General features: G+C 51.9%; 22 protein-coding genes and 7 tRNA genes. 27 read left to right on the forward strand and 2 right to left on the reverse strand.

Going from position 1 to position 25291, the window contains the following annotated elements:
• The first annotated feature begins 23 nt into the window (after positions 1–23).
• The 20 genes from rdgB to galT all read left to right on the forward strand — a co-directional run bounded on the left by rdgB (position 24) and on the right by galT (position 14398).
• The gene (rdgB, locus tag H6A13_RS05180; RefSeq protein WP_204908552.1) at positions 24–644 is read left to right on the forward strand and encodes an RdgB/HAM1 family non-canonical purine NTP pyrophosphatase; all 621 of its coding nucleotides are present in this window, start codon (positions 24–26) and stop codon (positions 642–644) included.
• Complete coding sequence (locus H6A13_RS05185) at positions 641–1126, forward strand: YfcE family phosphodiesterase (protein WP_204908553.1); 486 nt, start codon at positions 641–643, stop codon at positions 1124–1126. Before rdgB ends, H6A13_RS05185 begins: the two co-directional genes overlap by 4 nt.
• 68 nt (positions 1127–1194) lie before the next feature.
• Positions 1195–1269, forward strand: a tRNA-Pro gene (locus H6A13_RS05190).
• A 16-nt stretch (positions 1270–1285) separates the two neighbouring features.
• Positions 1286–1356: transfer RNA gene (locus H6A13_RS05195), tRNA-Gly, on the forward strand.
• Between the two features lie 5 nt (positions 1357–1361).
• Positions 1362–1435 (forward strand) — tRNA-Arg (locus tag H6A13_RS05200).
• A 67-nt stretch (positions 1436–1502) separates the two neighbouring features.
• Positions 1503–1576: transfer RNA gene (locus tag H6A13_RS05205), tRNA-His, on the forward strand.
• A 19-nt stretch (positions 1577–1595) separates the two neighbouring features.
• Positions 1596–1667 (forward strand) — tRNA-Gln (locus H6A13_RS05210).
• 8 nt (positions 1668–1675) lie between these two features.
• A tRNA-Lys gene (locus H6A13_RS05215) sits at positions 1676–1748 on the forward strand.
• Positions 1749–1805: 57 nt separating this feature from the next.
• A tRNA-Leu gene (locus H6A13_RS05220) sits at positions 1806–1885 on the forward strand.
• Positions 1886–2032: 147 nt separating this feature from the next.
• Positions 2033–2755: an ABC transporter ATP-binding protein gene (locus tag H6A13_RS05225; protein ID WP_204908554.1), complete on the forward strand. Its 723-nt coding sequence runs from the start codon at positions 2033–2035 to the stop codon at positions 2753–2755.
• Between the two features lie 40 nt (positions 2756–2795).
• Entirely contained in the window at positions 2796–3716 is a 921-nt protein-coding gene (locus tag H6A13_RS05230; protein ID WP_420827217.1) for a SufB/SufD family protein, read from the forward strand.
• A gap of 39 nt (positions 3717–3755) precedes the next feature.
• Entirely contained in the window at positions 3756–4610 is an 855-nt protein-coding gene (locus H6A13_RS05235; RefSeq protein WP_204908556.1) for a DUF2238 domain-containing protein, read from the forward strand.
• Between the two features lie 120 nt (positions 4611–4730).
• Positions 4731–6188, forward strand: coding sequence for a xylulokinase (gene xylB / locus H6A13_RS05240; RefSeq protein ID WP_204908557.1), 1458 nt, complete (start codon positions 4731–4733; stop codon positions 6186–6188).
• 105 nt (positions 6189–6293) lie between these two features.
• Entirely contained in the window at positions 6294–7754 is a 1461-nt protein-coding gene (locus H6A13_RS05245) for a sodium-dependent transporter (protein ID WP_204908558.1), read from the forward strand.
• Between the two features lie 103 nt (positions 7755–7857).
• The gene (locus H6A13_RS05250; RefSeq protein WP_204908559.1) at positions 7858–8832 is read left to right on the forward strand and encodes an alpha/beta hydrolase; all 975 of its coding nucleotides are present in this window, start codon (positions 7858–7860) and stop codon (positions 8830–8832) included.
• Between the two features lie 126 nt (positions 8833–8958).
• On the forward strand, positions 8959–9639 hold the full coding sequence (locus H6A13_RS05255; RefSeq protein ID WP_204908560.1) for a TIGR00266 family protein: 681 nt from the start codon (positions 8959–8961) through the stop codon (positions 9637–9639).
• A 30-nt stretch (positions 9640–9669) separates the two neighbouring features.
• Positions 9670–10554 carry a class II fructose-bisphosphate aldolase gene (locus H6A13_RS05260; protein ID WP_204908561.1) on the forward strand — a complete coding sequence of 295 codons (885 nt, stop codon included), beginning with the start codon at positions 9670–9672 and terminating at the stop codon, positions 10552–10554.
• A gap of 9 nt (positions 10555–10563) precedes the next feature.
• Positions 10564–11577 (forward strand): carbohydrate kinase family protein, encoded by a 1014-nt coding sequence (locus H6A13_RS05265; protein ID WP_204908562.1) that lies wholly within the window; start codon positions 10564–10566, stop codon positions 11575–11577.
• A gap of 124 nt (positions 11578–11701) precedes the next feature.
• Positions 11702–12874 (forward strand): galactokinase, encoded by a 1173-nt coding sequence (locus tag H6A13_RS05270; protein WP_204908563.1) that lies wholly within the window; start codon positions 11702–11704, stop codon positions 12872–12874.
• Positions 12875–12892: 18 nt separating this feature from the next.
• Positions 12893–14398, forward strand: a complete 1506-nt coding sequence (gene galT / locus H6A13_RS05275; protein WP_204908564.1) for a UDP-glucose--hexose-1-phosphate uridylyltransferase — start codon at positions 12893–12895, stop codon at positions 14396–14398.
• Positions 14399–14468: 70 nt separating this feature from the next.
• On the opposite strand, the gene mtnA is transcribed toward galT, so the two are convergent.
• Positions 14469–15545 carry an S-methyl-5-thioribose-1-phosphate isomerase gene (gene mtnA / locus H6A13_RS05280; protein WP_204908565.1) on the reverse strand — a complete coding sequence of 359 codons (1077 nt, stop codon included), beginning with the start codon at positions 15543–15545 and terminating at the stop codon, positions 14469–14471.
• A 186-nt stretch (positions 15546–15731) separates the two neighbouring features.
• Here mtnA and H6A13_RS05285 point away from each other — a divergent pair, with 186 nt between their 5' ends.
• Entirely contained in the window at positions 15732–16628 is an 897-nt protein-coding gene (locus H6A13_RS05285; protein ID WP_204908566.1) for a DMT family transporter, read from the forward strand.
• A gap of 90 nt (positions 16629–16718) precedes the next feature.
• On the opposite strand, the gene pepT is transcribed toward H6A13_RS05285, so the two are convergent.
• The gene (gene pepT / locus H6A13_RS05290) at positions 16719–17933 is read right to left on the reverse strand and encodes a peptidase T (RefSeq protein WP_204908567.1); all 1215 of its coding nucleotides are present in this window, start codon (positions 17931–17933) and stop codon (positions 16719–16721) included.
• Positions 17934–18114: 181 nt separating this feature from the next.
• Here pepT and H6A13_RS05295 point away from each other — a divergent pair, with 181 nt between their 5' ends.
• From H6A13_RS05295 to rsmB, 6 genes are read left to right on the forward strand one after another with little or no spacing between them, the layout of a single operon-like run.
• Positions 18115–19581, forward strand: coding sequence for a UDP-N-acetylmuramoyl-L-alanyl-D-glutamate--2,6-diaminopimelate ligase (locus tag H6A13_RS05295; protein ID WP_204908568.1), 1467 nt, complete (start codon positions 18115–18117; stop codon positions 19579–19581).
• On the forward strand, positions 19571–21799 hold the full coding sequence (gene priA / locus H6A13_RS05300) for a replication restart helicase PriA (protein ID WP_204908569.1): 2229 nt from the start codon (positions 19571–19573) through the stop codon (positions 21797–21799). The genes H6A13_RS05295 and priA overlap by 11 nt, the downstream gene beginning before the upstream one ends.
• Before the next feature lie 29 nt (positions 21800–21828).
• Entirely contained in the window at positions 21829–22320 is a 492-nt protein-coding gene (gene def, locus H6A13_RS05305; protein WP_204908570.1) for a peptide deformylase, read from the forward strand.
• A complete protein-coding gene (fmt, locus tag H6A13_RS05310; protein ID WP_204908571.1) occupies positions 22321–23259 on the forward strand; it encodes a methionyl-tRNA formyltransferase in 939 nt (312 codons plus the stop codon).
• Positions 23260–23293: 34 nt separating this feature from the next.
• The gene (locus H6A13_RS05315; protein WP_204908572.1) at positions 23294–23998 is read left to right on the forward strand and encodes a zinc metallopeptidase; all 705 of its coding nucleotides are present in this window, start codon (positions 23294–23296) and stop codon (positions 23996–23998) included.
• A 3-nt stretch (positions 23999–24001) separates the two neighbouring features.
• A complete protein-coding gene (rsmB, locus tag H6A13_RS05320; protein WP_204908573.1) occupies positions 24002–25291 on the forward strand; it encodes a 16S rRNA (cytosine(967)-C(5))-methyltransferase RsmB in 1290 nt (429 codons plus the stop codon).

The raw sequence follows: 25291 nt of genomic DNA on the forward strand, positions 1-25291 counted from the left end.
GCGAAAAGGAGCGCATAAGAGAAATGGATAAGATTATTTTTGCAACAGGAAATGCACATAAGATGGTAGAGATCCGTATGATCTTAAAGGATCTGGGCGTGGAGATCCTTTCGCAGGCAGAAGCCGGGATCCATGCAGATGTGGTAGAGGATGGATCTACCTTTGAAGAAAATGCGCTGATCAAGGCGACCAGGATCCGCGAAGCGGCGGCAGCCAGGCCGGAGTACAAAAATGCGGTGGTGCTGGCGGACGATTCCGGGCTGGAGATTGATTATCTGAACAAAGAGCCTGGCATCTACTCGGCCAGATATATGGGAGAAGATACTTCCTATGATATTAAGAACCAGGCGCTTCTGGACCGGCTGGAGGGCGTGCCGGATGAAAAGCGGACGGCCCGTTTTGTGTGCGCCATCGCGGCGGCGCTTCCGGACGGAACTACGGAAGTGGTAAGAGGAACAATGGAGGGGATCATCGGCCATAAGATCGCCGGGGAAAATGGATTTGGATACGATCCGATTTTCTTCCTTCCGGAATACGGCTGCACCAGCGCAGAGCTGTCCCCGGAGGAAAAGAATGAACTGAGCCACAGGGGGGAAGGCCTGCGGAAGATGCGCGAAATCCTGGAGAGGAGGAAGGGACTGTGAAGGTTTTGATCGTCAGCGATACCCATAAGTCCCATCGCAATCTGGAAAGGATCATCGAAAAGGAGAAGCCTTTCCAGATGCTGATCCACTTAGGCGACGTGGAAGGCGCGGAGGATTATATCGAGGCTCTGGCAGACTGTCCGGTCCACATCGTGCGGGGAAATAATGATTTCTTTTCCGATCTGCCGGCTGAACAGGAATTTTTTATTGAAGGACATCATGTGTTTATCACGCACGGACATTATTACGGGGTTTCCCTGGGAGAAGACCGGATCAAGGCGGAAGCCAGAGGAAGGGGAGCGGATATTGTCATGTACGGACACACGCACAGACCCTCTCTGGAGGAGGAGAAGGATCTGGTGACCCTTAATCCGGGAAGCGTTTCTTATCCCAGACAGGCGGGGAGAGATCCCAGCTATATCGTGATGCAGGCAGATGAGCGGGGCGGTGTGGATTTTCAGATCTGTTATCAAAAAATATAAAAAAAGTTGTTGACAACCAGGAAACCATCCGATATAATAATTTTTGCGTTGTGAGGCGACAAAAATGTCGGGGTGTGGCTCAGCTTGGCTAGAGCGCCTGGTTTGGGACCAGGAGGCCGCAGGTTCGAATCCTGTCACCCCGATCATGACATATCACCTGCGGGTGTAGTTCAATGGTAGAACACCAGCCTTCCAAGCTGGATACGTGGGTTCGATTCCCATCACCCGCTTCTATGAGTCTGTAGCTCAGCTGGATAGAGCAACGGCCTTCTAAGCCGTAGGTCGAGGGTTCGAATCCCCCCAGGCTCGTTAGAACCGCGACAATTAAATACAGGGATACTTAGTTGGACGCTTGGTTCGATAAGTAATTAGCATGGTGGGTATGGTGCAGTTGGTTAGCGCGCCAGATTGTGGTTCTGGATATCATGGGTTCGAGTCCCATTACCCACCTTTTTCTATTTTCTTTTATTGGGCTATCGCCAAGCGGTAAGGCACAGGACTTTGACTCCTGCATTCGTTGGTTCGAATCCAACTAGCCCAGCTTTTTACGGGCGTGTAGCTCAGGCGGTAGAGCACTTGACTTTTAATCAAGTTGTCCGGGGTTCGAATCCCCGCACGCTCATTTTATGAAAACAGCGGATTCCTTGAACCAGAGGTTTCCGCTCTTTTGATACCATGGGCGGATGTGGCGGAACTGGCAGACGCGCTAGACTTAGGATCTAGTACTTCGGTGTGCAGGTTCGATTCCTGTCATCCGCATTAGGATCGTGATTTCTGATCTTGCATCGGGGGTTGCGGTTCTTTTTTTATAGCGGAGGATTGTCATTCCCCGGCTTGAATATCTGGGGAAAAGAGGATATAATGTGCTTTGTGGAAAAGAAGAGGCTTAAAAGGAGCGGAAAAAAGATGCTGGAAGTAAAAAATCTGACATTTAATGTCCATGAAAATGGAGTAGAAAGAAGCATTGTTGAGAATATAAGTTTTCAGGTACAGGACGGCGAGATGCTGGTGATCACCGGCCCAAACGGCGGCGGAAAATCTACGCTTGCCAAGGTGCTGATGGGAATTGAAAAAGCTGACGGCGGACAGATCCTTCTGGATGGAGAAGATATTACCGGTTATGACATCGATCACCGGGCAGGCGCAGGGATCGGCTTCGCGTTTCAGCAGCCGCCAAGATTTAAAGGAATGACGGTCAATAAACTGCTTTCCCTGGCTGCGGGAAGAGAGCTTTCCGAGCCGGAGTGCTGCAAGATGCTCAGCGCGGTAGGCTTATGCGCCAGAGAGTATATCAAAAGAGAAGTAGACGGTACATTGTCCGGAGGCGAGATGAAGCGGCTGGAGATTGCCACCGTTCTTGCCAGACATCATAAATTGTGCATTTTCGACGAGCCGGAGGCAGGCATTGATCTGTGGAGTTTTTCCATGCTGATCCAGCAGTTTGAAAAGATTCATCAGAAAAAGGAAGAAAGCCTGATCCTGATCTCACATCAGGAGAGAATCATCCAGATGGCGGACCGGATCATGGTGATCGAAGGCGGCAAGGTCGCGGCGATCGGGCCAAGAGACGAGATCCTGCCCACTCTCCTGGATAAGGGTGAGAGCTGCGTATGTATGGACCGGGAATAGGAGGAGACGACAGATGGAACAGACAATCGACCAGGCAAAACTGGACCGGATTACGGAACAGATTTTAAAACAGATTGACAATGGAAATGGATTTTCTCAGGAGGGTGCATTTAACCTGCGCCACAATGGGGTCGCGCTCTGCCACGGGGACAGCGAGCATATCAAGATCCGTAAAAAAGAGGACAAGCCGGGGATCGACGTGTATATTGACGCGGAGACGAAGGGCGAGCAGGTGCATATTCCTGTGGTGGTAGACGCTTCCGGTATGACAGATATTGTGTACAATGATTTTTATATTGCAGATGGCGCGGATGTGACCATTGTGGCCGGCTGCGGGATCCATAACAGCGGCTGCAATGAGAGCCGCCATGACGGGATCCATTCCTTTCATGTGGGAAAAGGCGCAAATGTGCGCTATGAAGAAAAGCACTATGGAGAGGGCGAAGGAACCGGAGCAAAGGTTCTGAACCCGGTGACAAAGATCTATATGGAGGAAGACTCTGTATTTACATTGGATACGGCCCAGATCAAGGGCGTGGATTCTACGCTGCGGGAAACAGACGTCCATCTGGGAGCCGGCGCAAAGCTGTATGTGCTGGAGAAGCTGATGACCCACGACCAGCAGACGGCGGAATCCAACATGGAGGTGGATCTGGACGGAGAGGGAAGCTCTGCGCAGATCATTTCCCGGTCTGTTGCCAAAGGAACCTCAAAACAGATCTTTCATCCCAAGGCTGTGGGCAATGCGAAATGCCACGCCCATGTACAATGTGATTCGATCATTATGGATCATGCGGAGGTCAGCTCGATCCCTGAGATTAACGCCAGACATCTGGACGCGGCCATCATCCATGAGGCGGCCATCGGAAGGATTAACGATGAACAGCTGATCAAGCTTCGGACGCTGGGCATGACGGAAGAAGAGGCAGAAGGCGTGATCATCGAAAACTTTTTAAATTGAGAGGCTATGTAGTTTTTTGACAGAAGAGAAGAGGAATCTATGAAATTAAAGAAACGACTGCACGTGATGGGGAAAGCGCTGCACATGGAACTCAGAGAGCACAAAAGCTCCTTTCTCGTGTATGTGACGCTGCGGGCGCTGGTCATCGTGATGATGATCCTGCAGATTTTTAACCGGAACTATGAAAATGTGTTTTTGTGCGCCCTGACCCTGGTGCTGCTGATTATGCCAAGCCTGATCCAGATCAACCTGAAGATCGAGCTGCCGACCGCGCTGGAGATCACGATCCTGATCTTCATTTTTGCCGCGGAGATCCTGGGAGAGATCCAGTCTTATTACATTAAATTTCCGTTCTGGGACACGGTGCTTCATACGATTAATGGATTCTTGATGGCGGCCATCGGATTTGCGCTGGTGGATATCCTGAACCGGAGCAAGAAATTTTCTATCCAGCTGTCGCCGGTATTCCTGGCGATCGTGGCATTTTGTTTTTCCATGACAGTGGGCGTGCTGTGGGAATTTTTCGAATGTGCCATGGACCGGTTTTTTGGCATGGACATGCAGAAAGACACGATCATCCACGGATTTTCTTCCGTGATGCTGGATCCGACGCACAGCAATATTCCGGTTCCTGTGGAGAACATCACTGAGGTGATCGTGAACGGAAAGGAACTGGGGCTGGGCGGCTACCTGGATATCGGGCTTTTGGATACCATGAACGACCTGTTTGTCAATTTCATCGGGGCGGTGGTGTTTTCCGTGATCGGTTATTTTTATGTGAAAAGCCGGGGGAAAGGGAAACTGGCCCGTAAGTTTATTCCGAGGCTTAAGAGCAAGGACGCGGATTTTCTGGTGAAAGCACAAGAAATGGAGAAAACAGAAGAGCAGAAGTGATTCTCGAAATGGTACTGGCCGGGGCGGAAGCCCCGGCTTTTTCTTTTGCTGACAGCGGTTCTTTATGGTAAAATAAGAATCAGAATGTGAATGACAAAAGGAAAAGGAGGAAGGAAGGCTATGTATTTTATCGGTATTGATCTGGGAACATCGGCGGTCAAGCTTCTTCTGATGGATGAAAAGGGGACGATCCACCGGGTGGTGTCAAAAGAATACCCTCTGTATTTCCCGCATCCGGGATGGTCGGAGCAAAATCCAAAGGACTGGTATGAGAAGACTCTGGAAGGGATCCGGGAACTGACAGAGGGAGTGGAAAAGCGCGAGGTGGCCGGCATTGGCTGCGGCGGACAGATGCACGGGCTGGTGGTCCTGGACGGCTGCGATCAGGTGATCCGTCCGGCCATCCTCTGGAATGACGGACGAACTGCGAAGCAGACGGAATATCTCAATCAGGTGATCGGAAAAGAGACCCTGTCAAAATATACGGCAAATATTGCATTTGCGGGATTTACGGCGCCCAAGCTTTTGTGGATGCAGGAAGAGGAGCCGGAACATTTCGCGAAAATCGCAAAGATCATGCTCCCCAAGGACTACCTGTCCTACCGGTTAAGCGGCGTCCACTGCACCGATTATTCGGACGCGTCGGGCATGCTGCTTCTGGATGTGGAGCATAAATGCTGGTCAAAGGAAATGATGGAGATCTGCCATGTCCGCGAGGAACAGCTGCCGAAGCTGTTTGAAAGCTATGAGGCGGTGGGGACTTTGAAGCCCAGGCTGGCAAAAGAGCTGGGGCTGTCCGATCAGGTGAAGATCGTGGCGGGAGCCGGGGACAATGCGGCTGCGGCCGTGGGAACCGGAACCGTGGGTGACGGGCGGTGCAATATTTCCCTTGGGACCTCCGGGACCATTTTCATTTCCAGCAGGACATTTGGCGTGGACCGGCATAATGCACTGCATTCCTTTGCCCATGCGGATGGGTATTACCATCTGATGGGCTGCATGCTGAGCGCGGCGGCCTGCAATAAGTGGTGGATGGAAGAGATCCTGAAGACCGTGGATTATGGCGCGGAGCAGGAAAAGATCTGCAGGCTGGGGGAAAATCACGTGTATTACCTGCCTTATCTGATGGGCGAGCGGTCGCCCCATAACGATCCCGATGCCAGGGCCTGCTTCATCGGCATGTCCATGGACACCACCAGAGAAGAAATGACCCAGGCCGTGCTGGAGGGCGTGGCATTCGCACTCAGAGATTCCCTGGAGGTGGCAAAAAGCCTGGGCGTACAGCTGACCAGGACCAGGATCTGCGGCGGCGGGGCAAAAAGCACACTATGGAAACAGATCATCGCAAATGTCATGAGCCTGAAGGTAGACATGATCGAAAGCGAAGAAGGACCGGGACTTGGCGGGGCAATGCTGGCAGCCGTAGGCTGCGGCGTGTTTGCCAGCGTGGAAGAAGCAGCCGGGAAGCTGGTCCGGGTGGTGGACACCATCGAACCCGAGCCGGAACTGGTCGAAAAATACGCCAGACACTACGAAAAATTCCAGAAATTCTACCCGGCGCTGAAGGGGCTGTTTTAGCCATCGGGTACAGGGTAAAATTCAATTAGGTACAGGGTGAAATGCAAATTGGGACGTAGACCTTTGCAAAAAGTCTACGTCTTAAACAGTGTGAAGGAGAGAACTATGGAGAGAGAAAAATTTGGGTCGCGCATCGGTTTTATTTTAGTGTCGGCCGGATGTGCGATTGGTATTGGAAATGTATGGAAATTTCCGTATTTGTGCGGGGAAATGGGTGGGGCAGCGTTTATTTTGATCTATCTGGTCTTCCTGCTGATCATGGGGATTCCCGTGCTGGTGTGCGAGTTTGCCATGGGACGTGCCAGCCACTACAGCGTTGCGGAAGTCTTCGAGACGCTGGAACCGAAAGGAACAAAGTGGCACTGGACAAAATGGATTGGTATTCTTGGCAGTTATCTGCTGATGATGTTTTATACTTCGGTGGCGGGCTGGATGCTGTACTATTGTTTCAGGAATATCCGCGGCGACTTTGCGGGAGCAGGTCCCGAGGAGGTAGAGGCCGGATTTGCGGAAATGATGGGAAATGCGCCGGTGATGGGATTCTGGACTTTTCTCCTGATTCTGGCGGGTTTTGCCATCTGCTGGTTTGGAATCCAGAACGGAATTGAGAAGGTCTCTAAGGTTATGATGTCGGCATTGCTGATCATTATGATGATTCTGGCGGTGCGGTCTGTGTTTTTGGAAGGGGCCGACGCGGGTGTACGTTTTTATCTGATCCCGGATTTTGCAAGGATGCAGGAGATCGGCATTGGAAATGTGATCTTCGGAGCCATGAGTCAGGCGTTTTTTACTTTGTCTATTGGTATCGGAGCCATGATGATTTTTGGAAGTTATCTCGACAAGGAGCGGAGTTTAACTGGCGAAGCGTTCAGCATTACTGTGCTGGATACTTTTGTGGCCACCATGGCCGGCTTCATCATTATTCCCACCTGCTTTGCCTATGGAATTGAGCCGGGTTCCGGGCCAAGCCTCATTTTCCTGACCATCCCCAACATTTTTGCGCAGATGCCGGGCGGCGGGTTCTGGGGGGCTTTGTTCTTCCTCTTCCTGACTTTTGCGGCATTTACCACGTTGGTAGCTGTGTTTGAAAATATCATTTCTTTTGATATGGATATGCTTGGCTGGTCAAGAAAAAAGAGCGTCATTGTAAGTCTGATCCTAATCACGGTGCTCAGTATTCCGTGTATCCTCGGTTTTAATGTGCTGGCCGGATTTCAGCCTGTGGGCGAGGGAAGCTCTATCATGGATCTGGAGGATTTTATTGTATCTAACAACCTTCTCCCGCTGGGAAGTCTGGGATACCTTTTGTTCTGTACCAGGAAAAATGGCTGGGGCTGGGAAAACTTCCTGGCAGAAGCAAATGCCGGCAAAGGCCTGAAATTTCCGGGCTGGCTGAAAGGCTATGTATCCTATGGGATTCCCCTGATCATTATAATTATCTATCTGAAAGGTTATTATGACAAGTTCAGCGGCATGGGAACCGCCACGCTGGCAGGCTGGATGACATTTGCCGTACTGTTGCTGGCATTTGTGATTTACTGTGCATTTGCAAAGAAAACAACATAAAGGTACAGGGTAAAGTTCAATTGGGTACAGGGTGAAATGCAATTTGGGACGTAGACCTTTGCAAAAAGTTTACGTCCTAAATGAAAGTAGTGGAGGTGGAATTATGGCAATTTACCGGAAGTATCTGGAGCCATCCTACGGCCCCGTGGCGCCGGAGGTGGAGATTATGGCTCCCCAGGTGATGGATATGGAGCACAAAAAGGCCTGGCGGCGGCAGAGTGATTATGAGTCGCTGGCGCTTATGACGGCTGCCTACCGGAAATGTAACTGTTATCCCCAGGTGATGCGTGTGCTGACAGAAGATGTCCTACTGGATTCTGGGAACGGGCCGTTCCGGGTGCGGATCTACCTGCCGCCGGAAGCGGCCGTAAAGCGTCCCGTGCTGGTGTACTGCCATGGCGGCTCGTTTTCGTTTAACAGCATTGAAGTGTATGAGTATGTGTGCCGCTACCTGTGCATGGCGGGCAATCTGATCGTGGTGGCTCCGGATTACCACCTGGCTCCGGAGTTTCGGTTCCCGAAGGGACTGGAAGAGTCCTATGAGACGTTAAAATGGGCGGAGGCTCACGCGGAAGAGTACGGCGGTGATCCGGAAAATCTTAATGTGGGCGGCGACAGTTCCGGCGGAAATTTTGCGGCGGTACTCTCTATGCTGGCAAGAGACCGGAAGGGCCCGAAGATCCGCAGACAGTTCCTGGTCTATCCGCTGGTATGCAACTATGCAGAGGAGGTGACACGGTCGGAGGAACTTTACGGGCGGGGCCATTTCCTGGATTACCGCTGTGTGGACGATCCCATGGCGCCTTATTTTAACAGGGAGAAAGAGAGAAAGGATCCGCTGGCGTCCCCGCTTCTTGCCAAGGACCTGACCGGACTTCCGCCTGCCTGCCTGGTGCTGGCCGGCTGCGATCCTCTGCTGGATCAGGGGCTGATGTACGCGGCCAGGCTGGAAGACGCCGGCGTCCCTGTGGAATGTTATGTGATGGAGGGGATGCTCCATGGATTTTTCAACTGGACCTACGGGAAGAGTTTTGAAGCCCTGGGTCTGGGCGCACGGTTTCTCAATCAGAGGCTGTAGCTGATGAAGAAAATGGCAGGAAATGTGAAATCTTGCTACATTTGCTTTACGGGCAGGGCAAAATCCAGTAAGATAAATGTAATAGTAATTTACCCAGACAAAAAATAATCCGAGGAGGGCAAAGAGATGAAGTATCAGATTTTAGGCGACACGCTGCCGGTAGTGGTATGCCAGCTGGAGGGCGGCGAGAAGATGATCACAGAGAGTGGGAGCATGTCCTGGATGTCTCCGAATATGAAAATGGAAACGACCAGCAATGGCGGGATTGGCAAAGCACTGGGCCGGATGTTCGCAGGAGAGCATATTTTCCAGAATATTTACACGGCGCAGGGCGGCGAGGGAATGATCGCTTTTGCATCCAGTTTTCCGGGATCTGTCCGGGCTTTTGAGATTGCACCCGGAAAGGAAATGATCTTCCAGAAGAGTTCATTCCTGGCAGGCGAGGCTGGCATCCAGCTGTCTGTATTCTTTAACAAGAAATTCGCATCCGGCCTGTTTGGCGGCGAGGGATTTATCATGCAGAAGCTGTCCGGACAGGGCATTGCGTTTGCTGAGTTTGACGGTCATGTAGTGGAATATGATCTGGCTCCCGGCCAGCAGATCGTGGTGGACACCGGATATCTGGCGGCCATGGAAGCGACCTGCAGCATGGAAGTAAAGAGTGTTCCAGGTGTGAAAAATATGCTGTTTGGCGGGGAGGGGATCTTCAATACCCTGATCACAGGCCCGGGCAGGATCTGGCTGCAGACCATGCCGCTCAGTAATGTGGCAGGCGTATTAAGACCTTACATGCCGACAGGAAATTAAAGAATAGCAGAAATACAGGAGGAGCACACAATGTTAGTTTCGCTAAAAGAACTTATGAAAGCGGCGTCAGAAGGCGGCTATGCGGTGGGCGCGTTTAATGTGTCCAATCTGGAATCCCTGATGGCCATTATGGAGGCCGCAGAAGAAACGGGACACGGGGTGATCTTAAATTATGCGGAAGTCCACGCTCCGTTTTTGTCCATGGAACAGGCGGCTGTGATCATGCTGGACGCAGCCAGAAACGCAAGCGTGCCGGTGTGTGTCCACCTGGATCACGGATCTTCCATGGAAGCCTGCATCCGGGCGATCCGCCTGGGATTTACGTCTGTAATGCTGGATGCTTCCGCGGAAGATTATGAGACCAATGTAAGAGCAACGGACCAGATCGTGCGGCTGGCCCACAGTGTCGGCGTAACGGTAGAGGCGGAGCTGGGACACATTTTCTCTTCCAATATGGGACTGGCAGAATCTCCGGAAGAAGCAGAGACGCTGGATTCTTATGAAAGCGCTGATGACGTGTACACGGATCCCGCGACCGCAAAGGATTTTGTGGAGCGCACAGAAGTGGACGTGCTGGCCATTGCATTTGGAACGACCCATGGGATTTATACGAAAAAGCCGGTACTGGACCTGGACCGGATCACAAAAATCCGGCAGGCCATCGACATTCCTTTTGTCATGCACGGGGGATCCGGCCTGAGCAAAGAGGAGTTTCAGACTGCCATTCAGAACGGCATCCGCAAGATCAATTATTATACCTATATGACTCTGGCCGGCGGAAAAGCGGTGAAGGAGGCCATGGATCAGAAAGGCGCGGATGAAAATGTATTTTTCCACGATATCCCGATGATCGCGGTGCGGGCCATGAAGGAAAATGTAAAACAGGCGATCCGGGTATTCAGTATGGAAGTGTAGGTGAAAAAGATGGCGGAAGGGAAAAAGGGAATCGCGATCGCAGGAACGCTGATCGCAGATACATTTTATAAGATCGACACCTATCCGGCGCCGGGAAATCTGACCAAGATCCGCGATATTGTATATTATATCGGAGGCACCGGAAATACCATCCTGGATCTGGCAAAACTGGATCCGAAGCTTCCCTTAAAATTAAGCGGCATCATCGGAGAGGACGCGCAGGGGCGGATGATGAGAGAAAGGCTTCAGGAGTTCCCCAATATCGACCTTGCCAATCTGACGGTGACAAAAGACGGATTCAGTTCCGTGACCCATGTGATGAACGCCCAGGATACCAAACAGCGGACATTCTTTTACCAGGGTGGCGCAGGGGATATTTATGAAGAAAAATACATTGACTGGGAAGCCATTGACGCAGAGATTTTCCACCTGCAGTACCTGCTTTTGATGGACAAGGCGGACAGCCCGGATCCGGAGTACGGCACCCATGCGGCCAGAATCCTTCACGCAGCCAGAGAGCGGGGGATGAAAACTTCGGTGGATATGGTTTCGGAACAGAGCAGCCGGGCGCCTGGGATCGTCAGCGCTGCGCTGAAATATGCGGATTACTGTGCCATCAATGAAGTGGAGGCAGAAGCCGGCACTGGAGTGAAACTGCCGGAAGAAGGACCCACAGAAAGCTGGGCAAAAGAGGCTTTGCAGAAAATGAAAGAAAAAGGCGTCACCACCTGGGCGGTGATCCACTGCCCCAGATGCGGCTATGGCTTTGACTGCCGGACAGATGCCTTTGTCAGCGTGCCCAGCCTGCACCTGCCGGAAGGTTATATCAAAGGCACCAACGGCGCGGGAGACGCATATTGTTCCGGAATTCTTTACGGCGCGTATCAGGACATGACCCTTGAAGAGTCTATGATTCTGGGGACAGCCTGCGCAGCCTGTTCTTTGTCCCAGGTCAACGGCACTGACGGTATGCGTTCCTATGAAGAGACGATGAAGCTGTACCGGGAATTGTCACAGGCGTGATTTCCGGCAGGGTCCGGGAGAAAACTTTCTGTTTTTCCGGAATATTTTTATTGAGAATCTTCCGGAATCTCATTATAATCATACAATAGATAGAAAAATTATGGAATTGGAGGAGAAGTGGGACATGATGACACAACTGATGGAGACATTCCAGAAATTATACGGAGAGGGCGGCGAGATCCGCACTTATTTTGCGCCCGGAAGAGTCAATCTGATCGGCGAGCATACAGATTATAACGGAGGACATGTATTTCCCTGCGCGCTGACACTGGGAACCTACGGGCTGGTCCGGGAGAGAGAGGACCGCGTCCTTCGGTTTTATTCCGTAAATTTTGAGAGGATGGGCGTGGTGGAGACAAGCCTGGACGACCTGGTTCCCCACAAGGAAGCATCCTGGACCAACTATCCCAAGGGAGTGATGTGGGCGTTTGAGAAGAGAGGGTATCATCTGGATCACGGAATGGATATTCTGATCTGGGGAAATATCCCCAATGGATCCGGACTGTCCTCTTCTGCGTCTCTGGAAGTGCTTACCGGCATCATTTTAAAAGATACATTTGGATTTGACCAGGTGAGCATGGTGGACGTGGCCCTGATCGGACAGGATTCCGAAAATAATTTCAACGGCTGCAACTGCGGCATTATGGATCAGTTTGCCAGCGCCATGGGCAAGAAAGATCATGCCATTTTCCTGGATACCAATACGCTGAAATATGAATACGCGCCGGTGATCTTAAAGGACGCCAAGATCGTGATCACCAACAGCAAGGTAAAGCACAGCCTGGTAGACTCCGCCTATAATGACAGAAGACAGGAGTGCGAGACTGCGCTTCATGAGCTGCAGCAGGCGGTAGAGATCCAGACGCTGGGAGATCTGACGGAAGAGGAGTTCGAGATGCACAAGAACGCCATCAAAGATCCGGTACGTCAGAAACGGGCAAAACACGCGGTTTATGAGAACCAGCGGACCATCCGCGCGGTAGAGGCCCTGAAGAACAACGATGTAGAACTGTTTGGAAAGCTGATGAACGCTTCCCACAAATCTCTCCGTGAGGATTACGAAGTATCCTGCGAGGAGATTGATATCCTGGTGGATCTGGCGCAGGCTATGCCGGGCGTGGTAGGATCCCGGATCACAGGCGGCGGATTTGGCGGCTGCACCGTCAGCATCGTAAAGAATGACACGGTGGACGAGTTTATCGACAGCATCGGAAAGGCTTACCAGGAAAAGGTGGGCCACGAGGCGGAATTTTATGTGGTAGACATCGGCGACGGCGCGAGAAAGCTGGAGCAGTAGAAACAGGGGGACATAAAAATGTTGTATGAAAATATCAAGAAATTAGTAGAATACGGGATCCGCACCGGACTGACTCCGGAGTGTGAGAGGATCTACACGATCAATCTTCTGCTGGAAATGTTTCACGAGGACAGCTATGAAGACGTGGAGGCAGAGGAGATCGTGATCGACGAGGAAGGATGCGGCCTGGAGCAGGTGCTGGCGGAGCTTCTTGACGAGGCGGTAAAACGCGGGATCATCGAGGACAGCATCGGCTACCGGGATCTGTTTGACACCAAGATCATGAACTGCCTGATGCCCCGTCCGGCCCAGGTGCAAAAAGAGTTCTGGGAGCATTACGCACATTCTCCGGAGGAAGCGACAGAATTTTACTACAAGTTCAGCCGGGACAGCGATTACATCCGCAGGTACCGGGTAAAGAAGGACATGAAATGGAAAGTGGATTCTCCTTACGGAGAGATCGACATCACCATCAACCTGTCCAAGCCGGAGAAGGACCCGAAGGCCATCGCTGCGGCGAAAAACGCGAAAAACAGCAGCTATCCAAAGTGCCAGCTGTGCATGGAAAATGAAGGGTATGCGGGAAGACTGGATCATCCCGCAAGAGAAAATCACCGGATCATCCCTATTACCATCAACGGAGGGAAATGGGGATTCCAGTATTCCCCTTATGTATACTACAATGAGCATTGCATCGTATTTAACGGCGAACATATCCCGATGAAAATCGACAGAGCTGCATTTACCAAATTATTTGACTTTGTAAAACAGTTCCCCCATTATTTTCTGGGATCCAATGCAGATCTGCCCATCGTAGGCGGTTCGATCCTAAGCCATGATCATTTCCAGGGCGGACATTACACCTTTGCCATGGCAAAGGCACCTATGGAAAAGGCGGTTACCATTCCCGGGTATGAAGATGTAGAAGCCGGGATCGTAAAATGGCCGCTGTCCGTGCTGAGGATCCGCCATAAGGACGAAAAACGGCTCATCGACCTGGCAGACCATATCCTGGGCGTGTGGAGAGACTACACCGACGAAGCGGCGTTCATTTACGCTGAGACAGACGGAGAGCCTCACAACACCATCACACCGATCGCCAGAAAAGTAGGAGACATATACGAACTGGACCTGACACTTAGGAACAACATTACCACTGAAGAGCATCCGCTGGGCGTGTACCATCCACATGCACAGTACCACAATATCAAAAAAGAAAACATCGGCCTTATTGAAGTCATGGGCCTGGCGGTGCTGCCGGCCAGACTGAAAGAAGAACTGGAGATCCTGGCTGATTACCTGGTAGAAGGAAAAGACATCCGCAGCAACGAAAAGATCGAAAAACATGCGGCCTGGACAGAAGCCTTCCTGCCAAAATATGAAAACATCACCAGAGAAAACGTAATGGACATTCTGAAAGAAGAAGTCGGACAGACATTTGTTCACGTACTGGAGGACGCAGGCGTGTACAAATGCACGGAAGAAGGCAGAAAAGCCTTTATGAGATTTGTGGAAAAATTGTAACGGGTACAGGGTAAAATTCAATTAGGTACAGGGCAAAACGCAATTTGGGACGTAGACCTTTGCAAAAGGTCTACGTCCCAAATTGCATTTGCGCGGCCAGACTGTCGGTGAAGGGCGGGTAGCAGATGCCTTTTTCTGTGATGATGGCAGTGATCAGGCTGTGGTCTGTTACGTCAAAGGCGGGATTGTAGTAATTGACTCCCTTCGGTGCCATGGGTTCCTGATAAAACATTTCCCGGATTTCATCGGGATCGCGCTGTTCGATCTGGATCTCGCTGCCGGTTTTGCAGGCCATGTCGATGGTGGAAGTGGGGCCGAGTACGTAGAAGGGAATGTGGTAGTAATGTGCCAGTACCGCCACGCTGCTGGTGCCGATCTTGTTGGCAACATCGCCATTGGCGGCTACCCGGTCGCAGCCCACCATACAGGCCTGTACCCACCCGTTTTTCATAACCATGCCGGCCATGTTATCGCAGATCAGGGTGACATCAATTCCGGCGCGGCTTAGTTCGTAGGCGGTAAGCCGTGCACCCTGGAGGAGCGGCCTTGTCTCGTCTGCAAATACTTTCAAATGCATGCCTCTTTCTTTTGCGAGAAAAAGCGGGCCCTGTCCGGTGCCGTACCGGGAGGTGGCGAGAGGACCGGCGTTGCAGTGGGTCAGGATGCCGTCGCCGTCCTTTAAAAGGGAAAGTCCATATTCGGAAATGGCGGTGCACATCCGGATGTCTTCCTGGTGGATCGCCATGCATTCGGCTTTTAAAAGCGGGAGGATTTCTTCCGGGGACCGGCCGGCATTTGCAGTGACAACGCCTTCCATGCGGTTCAGGGCCCAGCTTAAGTTGACGGCGGTTGGCCGGGAAGAATTCAGATATTCCTTCTGTTCATGAAATTTTTGCAGAAATTCTTTGAAATCAGCGGCGCGGATCTGCTTTGCCAGGCAGTAGATTCCGTAGCCTGCGCAGATGCCGATGGCCGGCGCGCCGCGGACCTTCAGTGAATGAATGGCGTCCCAGATTTCCCCGGCGGAGGAAAGACACAGATATTCCAGATGCCCGGGAAGTCTGGTCTGGTCAACGATGATAACGGCGTTCTCGTCATCGCTTAATCGTACGCTTTGCGTGTGGGTGATTTCGGTTAGTTGGCTCATAATCTCCTCCTTGCGCTCGTTCTGCTTGTTCTGCCTATCATTTTACCACATTTCGGCGGCCACGGACGGAGAAATTTGGCTGCGGAAGAAGTGCGGCAGACAGAGGCTGCTGGGGATCTTTGCTGGAATTTGCCTGCGGCTTCTGCTACAATAAAAGACAGTGAATGAATGAGGAAGGTGGCAGGCATGGAACGGAAACAACTGGGCGGGCATTTTTCCGCGCTGGTCACGGTTCTGATCTGGGGAACAACATTTATATCGACAAAAGTGCTTCTGGCTGATTTTGCACCTGTGGAAATATTATTTCTGCGGTTTGTTATGGGCTTTGCGGCGCTGTATCTTGCGGCCCCGCGGAAAATGGAGAAAGCCTCCCGGCGCCAGGAACTGACTTTTGCGGCGGCGGGTCTTTGCGGCGTCTGCCTGTATTATTTAATGGAAAATATCGCGCTGACTTACACCATGGCGTCCAATGTGGGCGTTATCGTTTCGGTAAGCCCGTTTTTCACTGCCATACTTTCCCGTATCATTTTAAAGGAAGAGAAACTTCATGCCCGGTTTTTCCTGGGATTTGTTGTGGCGATGGCCGGGATTGCCCTGATCAGCTTTAACGGAGCGGCGATGAAGCTGAATCTGACGGGAGATTTTCTTGCCCTTATGGCGGCTCTGATGTGGGGGTGCTATTCTACATTTACAAGGAAAATCAGCGGGTACGGATTTTCTACGATCCTGACGACCAGAAGAACCTTTTTCTACGGAATCCTGTTTATGATCCCTGCGCTTTGCCTGTCCGGATTCCGGATGGATACGGAACGATTTTTCCAGCCCGTTTCCATAGGAAATCTCTTGTTTCTGGGCCTGGGTGCGTCGGCGCTTTGCTTTGTCACGTGGAATTACTCCGTGAAGGTGCTGGGCGCGATCAAAACCAGCATTTATATTTATATGATCCCGGTGGTTACGGTGCTGACCTCTGCACTGGTTCTGAAAGAACCGGTCACCTGGATGACCGGGGCCGGCACGCTCCTTACGCTGGTCGGGCTGTTCCTGTCGGAAGGGAAAAAAGGGGGAAATGAGAAACTAGATTGATCTGTCGGGTACAGGGTAAAATTCAATTAGGTACAGGGCAAAACGCAATTTGGGACGTAGACCTTTGCAAAAGGTCTACGTCCCAAATTGTTACGCGTAAAGCTTTACTAACTCGATCAATACGTCTACGGCCTTGTCCATTCCTTCTACGGTAATGTGCTCGTAAGGCCCGTGGTAGGCGTGTCCGCCGGTACCCAGGTTCGGGCAGGGCAGGCCTTTGAAACTTAACTGGCAGCCGTCTGTACCGCCGCGGATCGGAAGGATCAGCGGAGTCACGTCTGCGTTTTCGCATGCGGTTTTTGCGTTTTCGATCAGGTGCATGCAGTCTTTGATGATAACAGCCATGTTCTGATACTGTTCGGTGATGGTCAGTTTGACGGTTCCCTCGCCCCACTTTTCATTCAGATCTTTTTCGATGAGCTGCAGGGTCTTTTTCCGTGATTCAAACATGTGGCCGTCATGGTCGCGGACGAAGTAATGAAGTTCTGCGTGTCCGCAGTCGCCGGACATGGAGGTCAGATGGAAGAAGCCTTCGTATCCTTCGGTTCCGCGGGGGGTCTCGCAGCCGGGAAGCATCTGGTTGATCTCCATTGCTACCAGGCAGGCGTTGATCATGGTATCCTTGGAGGATCCGGGATGAACGCTGAAGCCGGTGATCTCGAAGTCAGCCTTGCAGGCGTTGAAGTTCTCATACTGGATCTCGCCTTCGGTATCGCCGTCCAGAGTGTAACCGTATTTTGCACCGAACTGTTCTACATTGAAATGTGAGGCGCCGGTTCCGATCTCTTCGTCCGGAGTAAATGCTACGGAAATAGGTCCGTGAGGCATTCCTGTTTCGTTCAGGTATTCGATGAGGGTCAGGATCTCAGCGATTCCGGCTTTGTCATCGGCGCCAAGAACGGTATGTCCGTCGGTGGTGATAAGGGTTCTGCCCTTCAGATCCTTTAAGTGCGGGAAGGTCTCTGTGCTGAGAACAAGGCCGCTGTCGCCCAGAGGAAGATCTTCTCCGTTATAATTTTCTGTGATCACCGGATGAATGTCCTGGTCACAGAAGTCGGATACTGTGTCCATGTGGGCGATAAAGCCGATGGAGGTCTTGTCTTCGTATCCGGGTGTCGCCGGGAGCTTGCCGTACAGATAACACTGATCGTCCAGCACCACATCACGTAAGCCCAGTTCTTCCATCTCTTCTTTCAGGATTTTTGCCAGGTCAAACTGACACTGGGAAGAGGGAACAGTTTCGCTGTTCTCGTCGCTTGGTGTACGTACTACAACGTACTTCAGAAGTCTTTCATAAGCTTTCATGTTAGGATTCCCCTTTGCTTTGTTTTTGCTACAGTCTGCTGTAGTAATTGTCCTCCTATACTATAGCACAAATTTGTCTTTGCGGTATACTAAATTGATGATATAATGAGAATATGGTCATTATGGCCTGAGATTAGGAATTCTTATTACAATGAGTAAATGAAAACTGGGAGGCAATCATATGAAATTAACCAAACTGCTGGAATGTTTAGAATATGAGGTCAGACAGGGGAGCGACCAGATCGAAGTCACAGAACTGATCAATGATTCCAGAAAGGTGACAGAAAGAAGTGTGTTCGTCTGCATCAGCGGAGCTGTGTCAGACGGCCATGAATATATAGAGGACGTGGCGGCAAAGGGCGCTGCGGCCGTGATCGTGGAGCGCCCGGTGGATGCGCCGGAAGGCCTGACTGTGATCCATGTGGACGACACCCGGTATGCGCTGGCGCTGATGTCCGCGGCTTATTTCGATTATCCGGCAAAGAAGCTTAAAGTCATCGGCATCACCGGTACCAAGGGCAAGACCACGACCACCTATATGGTAAAATCCATCCTGGAGGGGGCAGGCTATAAAGTTGGACTGATCGGGACCATTGAAGCGATCATCGGCGACAAATCCATTCCGGCCAACAACACCACACCGGAGTCTTATACGATCCATCAGTATTTTGCACAGATGGTAGAGGCGGGCTGTGATTGCGTGGTAATGGAGGTGTCCTCACAGGGACTGATGCTGCACCGGACAGCCGGGATCCAATTCGAGATCGGTATTTTCACCAATCTGGGCGAAGACCATATCGGACCAAACGAGCATAAAGATTTTGAAGACTACAAGCGGTGCAAGGGGATTTTATTTACCCAGTGTAAGCTTGGCATTGCAAATGTGGACGACCAGTGGTATAAGGACGTATTCAAAAATGCCACCTGCCAGGTGGAGACCTTTGGATTTTCCGAAGAAGCAGATCTTAGGGCGACCAATGTACAGCATATCGCAAAACAGGGCTGTCTTGGGGTTGCCTATCATGTCACAGGTCTTATGGACTTTGACGTGGAGATCGACATTCCGGGCAATTTCAGCGTTTACAATTCTCTGACAGCCATCGCGGTGTGCCGTCATTTTGGCGTGTCGGTTGAAAAAATCCAGGCAGCCTTAAAGCAGGCGAAAGTAAAAGGACGGGTAGAAATGGTGAAGGTATCCGACGAGTTCGCGATGCTGATCGACTATGCCCACAATGCCATGAGTCTGGAGAGTCTTCTGGAAACTTTACGAGATTACAATCCGGGCCGGATCGTGACGATCTTTGGCTGCGGCGGTAACCGCTCCAGGACCAGACGGTATGAGATGGGCGAAGTGTCTGGCCGCCTTTCGGATTTTACCATTATTACTTCCGATAACCCGCGATTCGAAGAACCGCAGGATATTATCAATGACATTATCACAGGTATGAAAAAGACAGATGGAAAATATATTGATATCTGCGACCGCAAGGAAGCCATCCGTTATGCCATTGAGCATGGACAGCCGGGAGATATCATTGTGCTGGCCGGAAAAGGGCATGAGACCTATCAGGAGATCAAAGGCGTCAAGTACGATATGGATGACAGGGTTCTCATCAAAGAAGTATTAGAGGAGTTACATGTACGCTGATATTATTGTAGATATTACGCATGAAAAACTGGATAAGATCTTTCAGTACCGCATCCCCTCTCATCTGGAGGGGATGCTTACGATTGGCACGGAAGTTGTGGTTCCCTTCGGGCGGGGCAATAAAGAGACCAGAGGCTATGTGATCGGTTTTTCAGAAAAAGCAGACTATGATCCCGCAAAGATGAAGGAGATCACGGGCCTGGCAGAAGGCGGCATGGCCATAGAGGCAAAGCTTGTGGCTCTGGCAGGATGGATGAAGGAAACTTATGGCGGCACCATGATCCAGGCGCTGAAAACCGTGCTGCCCATCAAAAAACAGGAACGTAAAAAGCAGAAAAGAACCGTACATCTCCTGCTTTCGGAAGAAGAGGGAAGAGAACGGCTGGAGATGTACCTTCATAAAAATCAAAAGGCCAGAGCCAGAGTGCTGGCGGGACTTTTAGATCAGCCGGCCCAGGATTATGAGTTTCTGACAAAGAAGCTTCATGTGTCGGCGGCAGTTCTTCGCACCATGGAAGAACAGGGTGTGCTGAAAGTGCGTGTCAGACAGATGTACCGGACCCCGCTTCCTGCCTCGGCGCGGAAGACAGAAAAGGTGGCGCTGACGCCGGAGCAGACAAAGGCTGTGGAAGCTTTCTGGCAGGATTACAGGCAGGAAAAATACGGGACTTACCTGGTATACGGTGTGACCGGAAGCGGGAAGACCGAAGTGTATATGGAAATGATCAGCCGGGTACTGGAACAAGGCCGGCAGGCTATCATGCTGATCCCGGAAATAGCCCTGACCTACCAGACGGTACTGCGGTTTTACGGACGGTTTGGAGACCGGGTCTCCATTCTCCACTCCCGCATGTCACAGGGAGAGAGATCGGATCAGATGGAGCGGGTGAAAGCCGGCGAGGTGGATGTGATGATCGGGCCAAGGTCAGCGCTTTTCACACCATTTTCCAATCTGGGACTGATCGTGATCGACGAAGAGCATGAGGGAACCTATAAAAGCGAACAGGCGCCAAGGTATCATGCAAGAGAAACGGCCATCCGGCGGGCCCGGATGGAAGGGGCCAGCGTGGTGCTGGGCTCGGCCACTCCTTCGCTGGAAACTTTTTACGCATGCAGGAGCGGCCGGTGCCGGATGCTGCAGCTTACGAACCGCACCGGAGGCGGGGAACTGCCGCAGGTGCTGGTCGCGGATATGCGGGAGGAGCTGCGAAAAGGCAACCGGTCGATTTTAAGCGGCAGGCTGGAAGAAATGATCCGGGACCGGCTGGAGAAGAAGGAGCAGATCATGCTTTTTCTGAACCGGAGAGGGTACGCCGGGTTTGTCAGTTGCAGGGCCTGCGGATATGTAGTAAAATGTCCTCACTGTGATGTGTCCTTATCCGCCCACAGAAACGGAAGACTGGTCTGCCACTACTGCGGGTATGAGGAGCCGGCCATACAGACCTGCCCTTCCTGCGGATCTTCTTATATCGGAGGATTTAAGGCAGGGACGCAGCAGGTGGAGGAGATGATCCATAAGAGATTTCCGGAGGCCAGGGTTCTGCGCATGGACCTGGATACCACCCGGAAAAAAGACGGATATGAAAAGATTCTGGAAACCTTTTCTGACGAAGAAGCGGATATCCTGATCGGAACGCAGATGATCGTAAAGGGCCACGATTTCCCGAATGTCACACTGGTGGGGATCCTGGCCGCGGATCTTTCCCTTTACAGCGACGATTACCGGTCCGCAGAGCGCACGTTCCAGCTCCTTACGCAGGCGGCGGGAAGAGCCGGCCGGGGTGGACGATCCGGAGAGGTAGTGATCCAGACCTACAGCCCGGACCATTATGCGGTCCGGATGGCGGCGTCTCAGAATTATGAAGGATTTTATGAAGAGGAAATGCGTTACCGCAGCCTGATGGGGTATCCGCCGGCTTCCCATCTTCTGGCCGTTCTTATGACCGGGGCGGACGAAGAGGGACTGATGAAAGCGGCGGGATATCTGAAAGAATTTCTTCACAAGATCGATCCCAGGGGCCGGATCCAGGTCATCGGACCTGCCAGTCCCTATGTGGGAAAGGTAAGCGACGTATACCGCCGGGTGCTTTATCTTAAGGAAGAGGAAGAAGCTATCCTGATTGAAGCAAAAAACCGGATGGAACAGTATATTGAAGCAAACAGAGGATTCGAACCTTTCCGGATCCAGTTCGATCTGGACCCGATGGGTGTGTTTTAGTATAAAAATCAGACAGAGGAGATACAATTATGGCAATAAGAAAAATTAGAGAGATTGGCGATGAAGTATTGACAAAAACCTGTAAAGAAGTTCCGAAAATGACGCTTCGCAACAAGATCCTGATCGGCGATATGCTGGACACCATGTATGAGGCCATGGGCGTAGGTCTTGCGGCGCCGCAGGTAGGCGTGTTAAAGCGGATCGTTGTGATCGACGTGGGGGAAGGACCGATCGTTCTTGTAAACCCCAGGATCGTGGAAACTTCCGGAGAACAGACCGGCGAAGAAGGCTGCTTAAGCGTGCCGGGAAAAGCCGGACAGGTGACAAGACCGGATTATGTCAAAGTGGTTGCACAGAATGAGGAAATGGAAGAGATTGAACTGGAAGGCGAGGGACTTCTGGCAAGAGCATTCTGCCATGAGATCGATCACCTGGACGGGAAAATGTATGTAGACCTGGTAGAGGGAGAACTGCACGATGTAGAGTACAGTGATCCGGAAGCAGAAGAGGAGGAAGACTAGATGAAAGTCATTTTTATGGGTACGCCGGAGTTTTCGGTGGGAACGCTGGAGGCGTTGATCCAGGCCGGCCATGAGGTGGTGCTGGCAGTGACGCAGCCCGACAAGCCAAAGGGCCGCGGCGGGAACATGCAGTATCCGCCGGTAAAGGAGACAGCCCTTGCCCATGGGATCCCGGTTTTTCAGCCAAAGAAGATCCGGGACGCGGAAAATATCGAAGAACTGAGAAAATATCCGGCTGACGTGATGGTGGTGATAGCGTTTGGACAGATCCTGCCCCAGGAGATCCTGGACATGACGCCCTATGGCTGCATCAACGTCCATGCGTCCCTGCTGCCGAAGTACCGGGGCGCTGCCCCCATCCAGTGGGCGGTGATGAACGGGGAGCAGGTATCCGGAGTTACCACCATGCAGATGGATGCCGGTCTGGATACCGGCGATATGCTGCTGAAGACCGAGGTTGTGCTGGATCCCAAAGAGACCGGCGGAAGCCTCCATGATAAACTGGCACAGGCGGGAGCCAGACTGTGTGTAGAGACATTAAAAGGGCTGGAAGCACATACGATCACCCCGCAAAAACAGGGGGAGAGCCCGACAGAGTACGCCAGAATGCTGGATAAGCATCTGGGAAACATCTGCTGGGAGCGTCCGGCGGAAGAGATCGAGCGACTGATCCGCGGGCTGAATCCCTGGCCCAGCGCCTATACCGGATGGGAAGGCAAGGTCATGAAGATCTGGGAGGCAGAAGTGATCCCGCAGGAAGCGGAACCTGCGGCTCCCGGTACCGTGGTCCGGGTGGAAAAAGACGGATTTCTGGTACAGACAGGAAATGGGCTCTTAAAAGTTACTGCGCTGCAGATCCCGGGAAAGAAACGGATGGATGCCGGCGCCTTTCTGCGGGGATATTCTGTCAAAGAAGGAATGGTACTTGGCGGGGAATAGGTAACAAATCGTAAGAAACAGGAGGCGTTTACACATGTATTATCCGATGTTTTATTTTGATCCAACGTATATTTTTGTGCTGGTCGGACTGATCATCTGTCTGGCCGCATCCGCAAAGATGCGATCTACATTTTCCAAATACTCCAGAGTGCGCAATCACTGGGGCATGACGGGAAGAGAGGCGGCGGAGCAGGTTCTTCACCGGGCAGGCATCTACGACGTGCGGGTGGAGCACATTTCCGGAAACCTGACCGATCACTACGATCCAAGATCCAAGGTTTTACGGCTTTCCGACGCCACATACAATTCCACATCCGTGGCGGCTGTCGGGGTGGCGGCCCATGAGTGCGGCCATGCGGTTCAGCATGCCACCGGTTATGTGCCCCTGAAGCTTCGAAGTTCCCTGGTTCCGGCGGCAAATTTTGGAAGCAGCATCGCCTGGCCTCTGATCCTGATCGGACTGTTAATCAACGGCCAGTCTTCGGCGCTGTTTTTGAATCTGGGAATCCTGGCATTTTCCCTGGCGGTCCTGTTCCAGATCGTGACGCTGCCGGTAGAGTTCAATGCTTCCAGCCGGGCGCTTCATCTGCTCAGCGGAAACGGTATGCTCTATGAGGACGAAGTGCGTTCGGTCAGAAAGGTGCTGACCGCGGCGGCCCTGACGTATGTGGCAGGAGCGGCGTCTGCGATCCTGCAGCTTCTCAGGATCATTGTGCTGTCAAATTCAAGGAGAAGATAGAGGATGAACGAAAGAGAACTGGTGCTGGATGCCCTGCTTGCGATCACGCGGGACGGGGAATACAGCCATATTGTGTTAAAAAATATGCTGGATCTGTACCAGTATCTGGATAAGCAGAAACGGGCGTTTATTACCAGGGTGGTCAACGGCACACTGGAGCGCCAGATAGAGATTGACTACATCATCAGCCGGTTTTCCAGTGTAAAGATACAGAAAATGAAGCCTGTGATCCGGACCATCCTGCGATTTGGCGTTTACCAGCTAAAGTATATGGACAGTGTCCCGGATTCCGCCGTCTGCAACGAAGCGGTAAAGCTGGCGGAAAAAAGAGGGTTCCGGGGACTGAAAGGATTTGTTAACGGGGTGCTGAGAAATGTCAGCAGAAATTTAGACCACATTTCTTATCCCGGAAAGGAAGATCCGGTCTCTTACCTGTCAGTGAAGGAATCCCTGCCGGAGTGGCTGGTTAAATTATGGCTGGAAAGCTATGACGTGGAGACCATTGAGAAGATGGGAGAAGCGTTTCTTATGCCGGAAGCCTTGACGGTCCGGTTTGATCCGGGGAAAATAACCCGGGATGCGCTGATCTTGCGGCTTGCAAAAGAAGGGGTGGAGGCCCGCAAGATCCCGGGCGTGCCCTGCGGCCTGTATCTTTCCGGGATCGATTATCTTGGCGCACTGCCAAGCTTTCAGGAAGGGCTTTTCCAGGTGCAGGATATCAGTTCCATGCAGGTGGCGCTTCTGGCAGATCCAAAGAAAGGGGACCAGGTGCTGGACGTCTGCGCCGCGCCGGGAGGCAAGGCCCTTCACATGGCGGAACTTCTGCAGGGGACCGGGCATGTGGAGGCTAGAGATCTAAGCGGACAGAAGGTGGAACTGATCCGGGAAAATATCGCAAGAAGCGGGCTTACCAATATAGAAGCGGTCTGTCATGACGCCACGCTTCCGGATCCGGACTGGAAGGAAAAAGCAGATATTCTGATCGCCGATCTTCCCTGTTCCGGCCTCGGCGTTCTGGGAAGGAAACCGGATCTGAAGCTTCGGATGACTCCGGGATCAGCGGAGGAACTGGCCGGTCTGCAGCGCCGGATCTTAGGTGTGGTAAAGGACTATGTGAAACCAGGCGGCAAACTTCTGTACAGTACCTGTACCATCCATAAAAAAGAAAATGAAGAGAACGCCAGATGGTTTGTGGAACAGTTTCCGGAATATACGCTGATCCAGGAAGAACAGCGGCTTCCGGGAAGAGATGTGGGCGACGGCTTTTATATCGCTATGTTCCGAAAGGAGTAA

The sequence above is a fragment of the Mordavella massiliensis genome, from assembly GCF_016902415.1.
GTDB lineage: Bacteria > Bacillota > Clostridia > Lachnospirales > Lachnospiraceae > Merdimonas > Merdimonas faecigallinarum.